The sequence below is a fragment of the Sphaerospermopsis kisseleviana CS-549 genome, from assembly GCF_028329225.1.
Taxonomy (GTDB): domain Bacteria; phylum Cyanobacteriota; class Cyanobacteriia; order Cyanobacteriales; family Nostocaceae; genus Sphaerospermopsis; species Sphaerospermopsis kisseleviana.
In genome coordinates this window covers 1-10042 of sequence record NZ_JAQMTI010000103.1, presented here as the reverse complement: position 1 = coordinate 10042, position 10042 = coordinate 1, and the positions used below count along the sequence as shown (strand labels likewise).

The following is a 10042-nucleotide window of genomic DNA, read 5'->3' as shown; positions in this document are numbered from 1 at the left end:
GAAAATTTCTTTGCCATCTCTTGAAATCCCAAAAAATGCACACTTTTTCCGGTATACCCTTCAAAACCCTTGCACTAATTTCTGTGTTTATCAGCCTCTAACCTTTGATATATCAAGGTTTTAGGTTTATTCAGCAAACCCCAATTAAAAGTGAAAAATTAAAAATTAACAATTGGATAAGTAGGATGTAGTTTGCAAAATCCAAAATCCAAAATCTAAAATCCAAAATTGGATTACGCTAATTTTCTAGTATATTCGGTTTGGAAAAAATTAACTAGCCAATCTTTAACTTTGCGGGTAGCACGACAGTCATCTTCGTTGTACCGTTGGATCAGTTCCAGAAAATGGCGATCGCCTGTTTCTAACCATTGATCATACCAATAAATACACTTAGCACCACTAGCTTCTTGATCACGCCATTCAAATCCTAACCAACGTGCGATCGCTTTGAGGGCATAACTTTCTATTGGTAAGGCAACACTTTCTGTTAATTGTTCATAAATATCTACAAATCGAGTCAGTAGAGGTTCAATTAAGGAATAAGGTGTACAATAAAGTCTACCTAGTTTTTTTACTGTCTCGACTTCATAATTACAAAAATGGTAAATTGGTGCTTGGGGATATTGGCAAACTAAATCTAAAAATTGCTGCCAAATTATGTTTTCTTGAGTTGGTGTTTCTGCTAAAAATGAATAAAACTTCTCTGTATTATTTTCTCTATCAACTACTAAAACCCCCAACAGATAATTTAAATTTAAATCTGGTTGGGCTTCAATATCAAAATATAACTCGATGGGGGCGGTAAATGTGAGTTTTTCTGCTGGTAAAGCAAAGGGTAAAATTAAAGGAGTTTTTGCTAATGTTGATTTTGCTTGTACTATTAATTTAGATGCTACTTGAGTATCAAAACCAATGACATTTTCTAAAGTGCTGGGATTCGTGTTAGCGAGTGCTTCTAAAGTAGTAGTAGATAATGCTTGTAGTTGAGTGTAGCGAATTGGTGTCACACCTGGTAACAGTGACAGATGTTGCTGAGATTGGGCGATCGCATAACAATGATTATACCAGTGACAAAGATGGCATTTTTGACGGGCAATAAATACCTCTGGTGCTTCTGGCGACTCTACCACTTGAATATACTCCGCCAAAATATCCAGCATTTGTGGTGTCCATTTATCCAAGTCTACCACATAAGTTGTATCTTTATTCCGCAAGATTAACCAAGCTTCATCTGGTGTTACTTCCTGTAATGCTCCCAAAATTTCTGCGTGAAAAGCAGCTATAACCTGATATTCTTGTTTGGGACGTTTACCTAGTTGAATATCCACGGGAATATAAACCCAGTCTCCAAAACTGGATTTTCCAGGCTGTTTGACAAGTAAATCTGGACGACTCAGTAAAGTATATTCATCTTCATAAGTGGCTAATAATACAGAATTATGTATATACTCCACACCTTGCTGCATCAGTTCTATAGTGGCTGCTGCACCAGCTTCCCAGTTTCCTGGAGGAAAAACAGGTTTGTGATATGACAGGTGATGAATTATACTTTTCTGATGAGCAATTTTATCCTGTTGCACTTTTACCAATAAATCATGGGGAATATCTCGCTGGCTATAGTCACCATGAGTATCTAAAAAAGGCCGTCGCTTACAGCGTTGATATTGGAGTAGGAGTTCAGCATTAATGATCATTCATTTAAGTTAACAACAATTGGGATATTTTGGGAATCAGAAGTCGTAGAGTCGAAGTAGGGGCGAAGTAGGGGCGAAGTAGGGGCGAAGCATTCAGGCGAAAAATTATCAATTTTATGAAAAGGCTATTTTCCGAATGCTGATGCTTCCAGCACGCTTCGCGAACGCCAGTACAGGAGTCAGGAGTTAGGAGAGAAGAATATTATGAATAAATAGGGGGTTAAATAGGGGTTTTTATGCTCAATTTTCGGATTTAACATTTTAAATTTCCCATCCAAAATCTCAAATCTCAAATCCCAAATCCCAAATCCCAAATCTAAAATCTAAAATTGATATTGATATGTTGTATCACCATCGGCAAAAATTTCCAGCTTTAGGGAACAAGATTTATTTTAATTATGGCGGACAAGGACCAATGCCTCAAGGTGCTATGGATGCTATCAGCCAAACTCAAGCGCATATTCAGGAAATAGGACCTTTTGGTGCGGAAGCTTATCGCTGGATATCTCCCCAAATGCAATCTGTAAGGGAGGCGATCGCCTCTACCTTAAATGTACCATCTGACACAATTACTCTCACAGGCAATGTCACCATTGGTTGTAACATCGGAATGTGGGGGATTAATTGGCAAGCTGGTGATCACTTGCTGCTGTCTGATTGTGAACATCCCGGAGTGATTGCCACAGCCCAAGAAATTAGTCGTAGATTCGCTGTAGAAGTTTCCACTTGTCCGCTGATGGCGACTTTAAACGAGGGTGATCCTGTCAGTGTTATTGCTGAAAATCTCCGCCCCAATACTCGCCTGGTAGTTTTAAGTCATGTTTTGTGGAATACTGGTCAAGTTTTGCCTATTGACAAAATTGCAGAAATATGTAGAAAAAATAATTCTCTGTTGTTGGTAGATGCGGCTCAATCAGTGGGGGTTCTACCTTTAAATCTAACAGAATTGGGGGTAGATTTCTATGCTTTTACTGGACATAAATGGTTATGCGGTCCTGCGGGTGTAGGGGGTTTGTATGTACGACCCGAAGCACGGGAAATGATGCAGCCAACATTTATAGGTTTAGATGGAGTCATCACTAATAATCAAGCACAACCAATTAATTGGCAACCAGATGGGCGAAGATATGAAGTGTCTACCTTAGCAACTCCATTATATATTGCTTTAAAAGAAGCGATCGCCATTCATCATCAATGGGGAACAGCAGAGGAAAGATATCAGCAAATTTGCAGAAACAGTGAGTATCTTTGGCAAAAGTTGATAGAGTTATCTAATATCAAATGTTTAAAAAATTCCCCTCCCCAAAGCGGGTTAGTTTCTTTTGTGCTAACTAATAATCAGCGGAGTTTAAAATTAGTGCAGTTTTTAGAATCACAAAAAATCTTAACTCGCACAATTGCCAATCCTAATTGTATTCGGGTAAGTGTTCATTATCTAACCTTAGAATCAGAAATTGATCAATTAATAGCAGCAATTAAAGAATTTTCTCATCTGTAGATGTAAAACTCAATGATTACGTAATTACTGTTTTCTTTTATCTATTCCCTATTCCCTATTCCCTATTCCCTATTCCCTCATTTATGAACCGTCCAATTTTATATATAACCATCACTAACCACGGCTTTGGCCATGCTACCCGAACCGCATCAATAGCTGCAACAATTCAAAAATTATGCCCAGAAGTGCTGTTAATTATTGCTACAACTGCACCCCGATGGCTGCTTGAATCCTACATCAAAGGTGATTTTATTCTGCGTCAACGTGCCTTTGATTTAGGTGTAGTTCAAGCTGATAGTTTGACAATGGATAAAGCAGCAACCTTAGATAAGTTAAGAGAAATTAAAAAAAATCAAAATTCGTTAATTGCTTCGGAAGTTAATTTTCTTCGCCAAAATCGTGTTAATCTCATATTAGCAGATATTCCTTTTCTGGCGGCTGGGTTTGGGAAAGCAGCAAACATTCCCTGTTGGATGATTAGTAACTTTAGTTGGGACTTTATTTATCAAGATTGGGGAGGAGAATTTACAGAAATTGCTGATTGGGTCAGTGATTGGTATACTAAAAGCGATCGCTTATTTCGTCTTCCCTTCCATACACCCATGTCTGCTTTTCCTAATATCATAGATGTGGGTTTAACAGGTGGTTCTCCCGGTTTCCCTATTGATGAAATCCGCACCATTTGGGGAATAACTACACCACCAGAAAAAACCATCTTGCTAACATTTGGAGGTTTAGGTTTACAAGCAATTCCTTATAATAATATTGAAAAATTTTCTGATTGGCAATTTATCGCCTTTGATGCTTCCGCACCAGATTTACCTAACTTAATTAAAGTGCAAAATTGCCAATATCGTCCTGTTGATTTTATGCCAATTTGTAGCAGAGTAGTTTCTAAACCAGGGTACAGCACTTTTGCAGAAGCTACACTTCTAGGACTTCCTATTATTACCATCCCGCGTCATGACTTTGCGGAAGCTGATTTGCTATTAGCAGGAATTAAGAATTACAACCACCATCAAATTATCACACCAACAGAATTTTTTGATGGAACTTGGGATTTTCTTCATGACTTACCCCAACCGCCAAAACAACCACAACCCATAGCTAAAAATGGTAATGAAACTCTAGCCAAAGCAGTAATAGATTATTTTAAGTCAATTTAACTAAAATTCCTGAAACACTCCCAACCTAAAATCCAAAATCTAAAATCCAAAATCCAAAATCCAAAATCCAAAATCCAAAATCCAAAATCCAAAATCCAAAATTATTATGACACACTATCAAAAATTACTGAGAATTTCCACAACTGGCAAATCCTTTCAGAATATTACATCAAAAGTTGCCGCTATAGTTGGCGAATCTGGAGTAAAAACTGGACTTTGCACCTTATTTTTGCGTCACACTTCAGCCAGTTTAATCATTCAAGAAAACGCTGATCCTGATGTATTAATAGATTTAGCAAATTTTATGGCTAAATTAGTACCAGAAGGTAACTATTATATTCATGATGCCGAAGGTGCTGATGATATGCCAGGACACATCCGCACAGTTTTAACTCATACCTCCGAAAACATCCCCATTAATAATGGTCATCTAGTTTTGGGAACATGGCAAGGTATTTACATTTGGGAACATCGCCAGCATAATCATACCAGAGAGTTGGTAGTTCACATTTGGGGATAATAACTGATAATTATTTTACCCAAAATTAAGAAAATACAAAATGCTCTCAAAAAATATCAAAATATATTCATTGTAAATTTATTTTTATCTATGGAAATAATATGCACCAAAGTCCTGATATGATTGAACCGCAAAGGACGCAAAGGACACAAAGGTAAGAAAGTTGAGCGAGAGTTTTTGGTGTGGCTGTGTGGGATGCTCCCAATTTTTCCTACTCCTGACTCCTACCTGTGTTGGATGTGGTTTAACCATAGCTGAATTTGGGCTAAAATGGTTTAATCATCCTACTTAAATAAAATTACTTAAAATCATAAGTGAAAATATCTAATGAAAATTACTGATTTAATCACCTGGTTTGAAGAATGGGCAAATCCCGCTTGGTGTGAAAACTGGGATAATTGTGGTTGGCAGATTGAACCTGGTGTGTTGGGTGCAAAAGCACGGGTATTAGTGTGTTTAACTCCGACTTTAGCAGTAATGAAAGAAGCGATCGCTCTCAACGCTAATCTGATTTTTGCCCATCATCCCCTGATTTTTAATCCCCCTAAATCTCTCCGCAGTGGGGAAGCACTAGCAGAAATGGTAAGGTTAGCTTTTACTCACAATATCGGTATCTACAGCGCCCATACAAATTTCGACCAGGTAAATGATGGCACTGCGGATGTATTGGCACAAATATTACAACTGCAAGCGGTATCTCCCATAGTTCCCACCCAATCTGGTTTAGGATATGGACGGGTAGGAATGTTAGAACCAGCTTTAACATTGCAAGAATTACTCTCGACAATTCAAACTCAACTTCATCCCCCAAAATTGATTTTTTCCCCCGCAGCGAATTTACAACAGCAAATTTCACGAGTTGCGGTTTTGGGCGGATCGGGCGCAGGTTTTATTTCCGCAGTCGTGAAAACCAACGCCCAAGCCTATCTCACCGCCGATTGTAAATTTCATCAATTTCAAGAAAGTAGAGATCAAGGATTAATTTTAATTGATGCTGGACACTATGCCACTGAACGCCCAGCGTGCGATCGCTTGGTACAAAAATTCCAATCACTAAATTTAAATTGGGTGCAGTTAAGTCAACAGGATGAAGATTTCCGCCAATTTTTACCGTGAGCAAAGATTTTTTAAATTGTAATCTTTGATACTAACTGTTCCTTGCTTCATACAATCTTCATAGTATAATTGCAGACTCACACTATTCTTGATCACATTTGAAGTAGTTGTACTTTTGACTGCTTATATTTTATCAGTACGTAGATAAAATCCTTTAATTATAGAGGATTTCTGTTTTTTTAATCGTGATGGAGGTCACAACTTTTCTGTAATGAGAATCACGAATATTTACTGTTTTATATCAATGTATTTAGCAAGCAAGTGTTTGACAATAGAAATGATAAATCGTTCATTTGCCCTATTGATCATGATTCGCACACTCATTGCATCTGCCTTTCAAACCGGATATCTTAGTGTTGAATCAGAGGGTTTACTCCTTCAGGTATTGGCAACTAGGTGCTATCAATCCGATGATTTAAAAGCTCTGACAAACCTATACGAAGCAATCCGCATAGGTACAGTTAAACGAGAAGCTTGTTCAAAGAATTCTAGAGAATTGCCTGTACTGAACAAATGTCACTAAGAATTACTCGATACAACTTAACATGAAGCCTAACTTTCTCACACTTTGGCTCTCATCATTCAGATGGGATATGTTGATTATGAACCTACTGTGGTTCTGTTTTGCGTAAGTCCTGTAAGTTTTCGGTTTATTCAGTAGAACCTAGATTGAATTATTAAAGCTTAATATAGCGTTTCTGAGTCTAATGAAGTACAAACAAATTTATTCACTGTTCCCTGTTCCCTGTTAAGAGTTCCCTGTTAAGAGTTCCCTAAAACGAAAAAACTTTGTACCTCACACTTCTTGGAAATGGCTATATACAAATAATCATCATTAGATTTTTATTGGCGCATTTACCTAAATTGAAATTTGTAAAAACTCACCGAATTAATAACGAGTAATAAATTTTGCTAATTTATGAATATCACCAAGAAAAAATTGCCAGCAAAAAAATTCCTAATCCTGAAATATCGCCATATTTGCGCCACTGACAGGCAAAATGCCCGTATTACACCTCATGCTACAGAGCAAAACTGAAAACTCTTGGGTGATTGTTGTTTAAAACCATGAAGTTAAGCCTGAGAATGAGTTAAGATCAAATACATTAAGGGTTAAAAGTACAGCCGAGTCCCCAGACTTCCTAGAAATGCCAATGACTACAAGTAGGCAACTAAAACAACCGCAATTAACGCTGGTTTTGCAGTACAGTTTATTACAGGATGGTAATCAGGAAACACCACCAAGTATTCACCAGGTAAGGAAAAATCCAGAAATGTTGGACTTCTATGAAGTAGACATGATCTAGCATTGCCCTAAAAAAGATTAAGCTCAACTGAAGCAGTAACCATTGGTTCATAACCCAAAAATTCCTTATATTGACTACCACCACCGAGTCCTTGTGAGATTGGGTTATTGCAATAGTTCACCAAGCATGAAATTGAACTCTTTAGGGTAATCTCTTACCGGGTTAAGACCCAAATTTTCACAAGTTTAACTACGTTGTTTAAAAAGGCAGAAGTAGTACATGCTACACCGCAAGATTTATCAACTGTGTTGCGACGGGCGGGAGGTATGTGTTTTTTTGCGGGATCAGCAACGCTGGATAGAGCGGGCCCGCATTATAGATATAGAGGGTGATCTAGTGACTCTACGCTATGAAACAGACGAAGAAGACGAAGTTTGTTCTTGGGAAGAGATGGTTCGCCTAGAAAGCATTGGCTCGGTAACGCAAAAATTAGCTTCCGTACCACGGGGTAATGTAGAACCTCTCATGACTGAAGACTGTCCTGAGTCGGAACGTATCCGTAACCGTTTTACTGACTTGAATCCCGACTAATAACTCTTTGTCTACCCAAAAATTACCATTTAGGGACTAGGGAAAGAAAATTTTAGATTTTAGATTTTAGATTTTGGATTGCAAGTAACTCAAACACAATCCAAAATCCAAAATCCAGCAATCCTGAATAGGAGTCAGGATTCTAGATCAGATAAAGGTTCAAAGGCAGGACAATAACCTTCCAGGGTAACTTTAAAGTTATACAATGGGGCTGCGGGATTCCAACACCGTTGCCCCCTCTGGTATTTGCACGTACCACAACACTCTAAATCTGACCAGGTATAGGGGTGCTTACTACGGGCTGCATCTAAGCTATTTTGATTCAGCAGTTCTCGTTGAGACAAACCTCTTAATACCAGTTCTTCCCCTTGCCAACGGGCTTCTATTAAACCAGTATCCGCAAATTGCTGCCAACGCGGATCCTCTGTAATTGCTTCTGGTAGGGAGATCGTAATGACTGTTTCTAGTTCCGTCAACTCCCCTTCATAATTAGTTTCCGGGGCAGAAGGTTGTAAAAATGTTTCACCAATGGGCAATTCTACCACAATTCCCGCTGCTGGGGAATGAAGATGATAACGATTTTGTAACTCGTCTAAACTGGTTAGGTCAGCTAAATAAGCAGGAGAACCGTGGATAAAAACCACGTGCTGGGGTCGTAAATTATGAATTAATTGGGTTGTTCCTGGTCCATCACTGTGTTGAGCTAAAAGATAGCTTTCTATGGTGGTTGCTGCGGGATATTCTGAATTAACTTTGATATCTATTTTTTCTGGTAGGAGAATGAGCCAAGGTCCTGTGTTGGGTTGACAATATTTACTTAAATCCGCTGTGGAGTCAGTGAGGACAATACAGGGTGAACTGCCTAAAGTAGTCAAATCTTCCACTTTTAAACGCCGCACACGGGGACGTACTCTTTCATCCCAAAATAAAGGCTGATGACGGGCAAAATTTTGGACTGAAGCGGGAAAATGGGTTAAAAGTTCTAAATAAGCATCACAACCAGTAGCTACATTGCCATCTACCCAAATATCTAAATCCCGGCCAGTAAAATGGTGATGAGAGCGTAACAACATCAACAATTCTTGACCTAAGCCTAAAGCCGGTGTGGGTAAAATAATAGAACAGTGATCAGCTATGGCGCGGTTAATTCTTTCCGCTAGTTGATTTTCTTGGTTGCGACGGTGAGGATGGCGAGATGTTCCATAACTGCCTTCAATTAAGAGAACATCTAAATGTAAACCTCTTAACTCTTCTAATCGCAACCCATCTACTAGGCGAGAATTGGAGAGGAAAAAATCTCCTGTGTAAAGTAATTTATAATCACGGCGCGGGGTATGGTAGGTGAGGAGAATAGCCACAGCACCGGGAAGATGACCTGCGGGAAATAATTCTACTACTAGATTTTCTTGTATTTCTATAGGCGATCGCAAAGGTAACGCCTGACAAAAGGAAGGAATTTCTTCCGGTGCTTGTTCCGGCCAATTTAACGGTAATAACTTGCTAGTCACCTCACTAGCATAAATAGGCATAAGAGGAAAAGCTTGATTAAGTGCCAGCAAACCTCTAGCATGATCTGGGTGAGCATGACTAACCAACACTAAATCTGCTGGCAATGATGAACTACCCTTCTGTGCAGATTTAGTTATGTCCCTAGTCAGATATGAAATATCCCCCAAACCGCAATCTAATAAAATGCGGTGGGGACCCATGCGTACTAATAGACAAACACCTTCATCTTCATGCTGAACACTATAGGGCAGACATTCTAATTCATTAGCTGCATCCCCAGGATCAGGACGAGACGATACTGATAGATCATCCCTCATGCGCTCTAACTCTGGTTAATGTGCAAATTAATGTGCAGAACCGTTGCCATGATAGTTATCGGAATCATAAAAGCCATTTTTTGTACCGAAAAATAAGCACGCAAAGGTAAAGATAACAGTGAATCCTACTAAAATCAGCTTAACATCCATCGGTTTATCCTCCTTGATGAAACTCATTTTTATAGTAATAGTGTGATTATCTATTTGGGCAGAATCGCTAGAAAATCTTTACTTTAATTGGTAATTGGTAATTGGTAATTGGTAATTGGTAATTGGTAATTGCTGGTTAGGAAAACTCTTACCCAGTCACCAGTCACCAGTCACCAGTCCCCAGTCCCCAGTCCCCAGTCCCCAGTCCCCAGTCCCCAGTCCCCAGTCCCCAGT

9 protein-coding genes are annotated in these 10042 nt (G+C 38.8%); 7 read left to right on the top strand and 2 right to left on the bottom strand.

Going from position 1 to position 10042, the window contains the following annotated elements:
- Nucleotides 1-233: 233 nt before the first annotated feature.
- Nucleotides 234-1694, bottom strand: coding sequence for a TM0106 family RecB-like putative nuclease (locus PN497_RS08420; protein ID WP_096571614.1), 1461 nt, complete (start codon nt 1692-1694; stop codon nt 234-236).
- A 340-nt stretch (nt 1695-2034) separates the two neighbouring features.
- On the opposite strand from PN497_RS08420, the gene PN497_RS08415 reads away from it, so the two are divergent.
- The 7 genes from PN497_RS08415 (at nt 2035) to PN497_RS08385 (ending at nt 7832) form a co-directional block, all read left to right on the top strand.
- Complete coding sequence (locus PN497_RS08415; protein ID WP_096571615.1) at nt 2035-3192, top strand: aminotransferase class V-fold PLP-dependent enzyme; 1158 nt, start codon at nt 2035-2037, stop codon at nt 3190-3192.
- An 83-nt stretch (nt 3193-3275) separates the two neighbouring features.
- Nucleotides 3276-4358, top strand: a complete 1083-nt coding sequence (locus tag PN497_RS08410; protein ID WP_096571616.1) for a glycosyl transferase — start codon at nt 3276-3278, stop codon at nt 4356-4358.
- 106 nt (nt 4359-4464) lie between these two features.
- A complete protein-coding gene (locus tag PN497_RS08405) occupies nt 4465-4878 on the top strand; it encodes a secondary thiamine-phosphate synthase enzyme YjbQ (RefSeq protein ID WP_096571617.1) in 414 nt (137 codons plus the stop codon).
- 327 nt (nt 4879-5205) lie between these two features.
- On the top strand, nt 5206-5994 hold the full coding sequence (locus PN497_RS08400) for a Nif3-like dinuclear metal center hexameric protein (RefSeq protein WP_096571618.1): 789 nt from the start codon (nt 5206-5208) through the stop codon (nt 5992-5994).
- A gap of 307 nt (nt 5995-6301) precedes the next feature.
- Nucleotides 6302-6517: a hypothetical protein gene (locus PN497_RS08395; protein WP_096572820.1), complete on the top strand. Its 216-nt coding sequence runs from the start codon at nt 6302-6304 to the stop codon at nt 6515-6517.
- 631 nt (nt 6518-7148) lie between these two features.
- Nucleotides 7149-7301 carry a hypothetical protein gene (locus tag PN497_RS08390; protein WP_162501967.1) on the top strand — a complete coding sequence of 51 codons (153 nt, stop codon included), beginning with the start codon at nt 7149-7151 and terminating at the stop codon, nt 7299-7301.
- A gap of 219 nt (nt 7302-7520) precedes the next feature.
- Entirely contained in the window at nt 7521-7832 is a 312-nt protein-coding gene (locus PN497_RS08385; protein WP_096571619.1) for a DUF6679 family protein, read from the top strand.
- 134 nt (nt 7833-7966) lie between these two features.
- On the opposite strand, the gene PN497_RS08380 is transcribed toward PN497_RS08385, so the two are convergent.
- Nucleotides 7967-9658 (bottom strand): MBL fold metallo-hydrolase, encoded by a 1692-nt coding sequence (locus tag PN497_RS08380; RefSeq protein ID WP_096571620.1) that lies wholly within the window; start codon nt 9656-9658, stop codon nt 7967-7969.
- Nucleotides 9659-10042 lie beyond the last annotated feature (384 nt).

Excerpts from the sequence above, each read along its gene's own strand:
- PN497_RS08405 (WP_096571617.1), top strand. The coding sequence starts at position 4,465 with ATGACACACTATCAAAAATTACTGAGAATTTCCACAACTGGCAAATCC.
- PN497_RS08385 (WP_096571619.1), top strand. The coding sequence starts at position 7,521 with ATGCTACACCGCAAGATTTATCAACTGTGTTGCGACGGGCGGGAGGTA.
- PN497_RS08420 (WP_096571614.1), bottom strand. The coding sequence starts at position 1,694 with ATGATCATTAATGCTGAACTCCTACTCCAATATCAACGCTGTAAGCGA.
- PN497_RS08380 (WP_096571620.1), bottom strand. The coding sequence starts at position 9,658 with ATGAGGGATGATCTATCAGTATCGTCTCGTCCTGATCCTGGGGATGCA.
- PN497_RS08400 (WP_096571618.1), top strand. The coding sequence starts at position 5,206 with ATGAAAATTACTGATTTAATCACCTGGTTTGAAGAATGGGCAAATCCC.
- PN497_RS08415 (WP_096571615.1), top strand. The coding sequence starts at position 2,035 with ATGTTGTATCACCATCGGCAAAAATTTCCAGCTTTAGGGAACAAGATT.
- PN497_RS08390 (WP_162501967.1), top strand. The coding sequence starts at position 7,149 with ATGACTACAAGTAGGCAACTAAAACAACCGCAATTAACGCTGGTTTTG.
- PN497_RS08395 (WP_096572820.1), top strand. The coding sequence starts at position 6,302 with ATGATTCGCACACTCATTGCATCTGCCTTTCAAACCGGATATCTTAGT.
- PN497_RS08410 (WP_096571616.1), top strand. The coding sequence starts at position 3,276 with ATGAACCGTCCAATTTTATATATAACCATCACTAACCACGGCTTTGGC.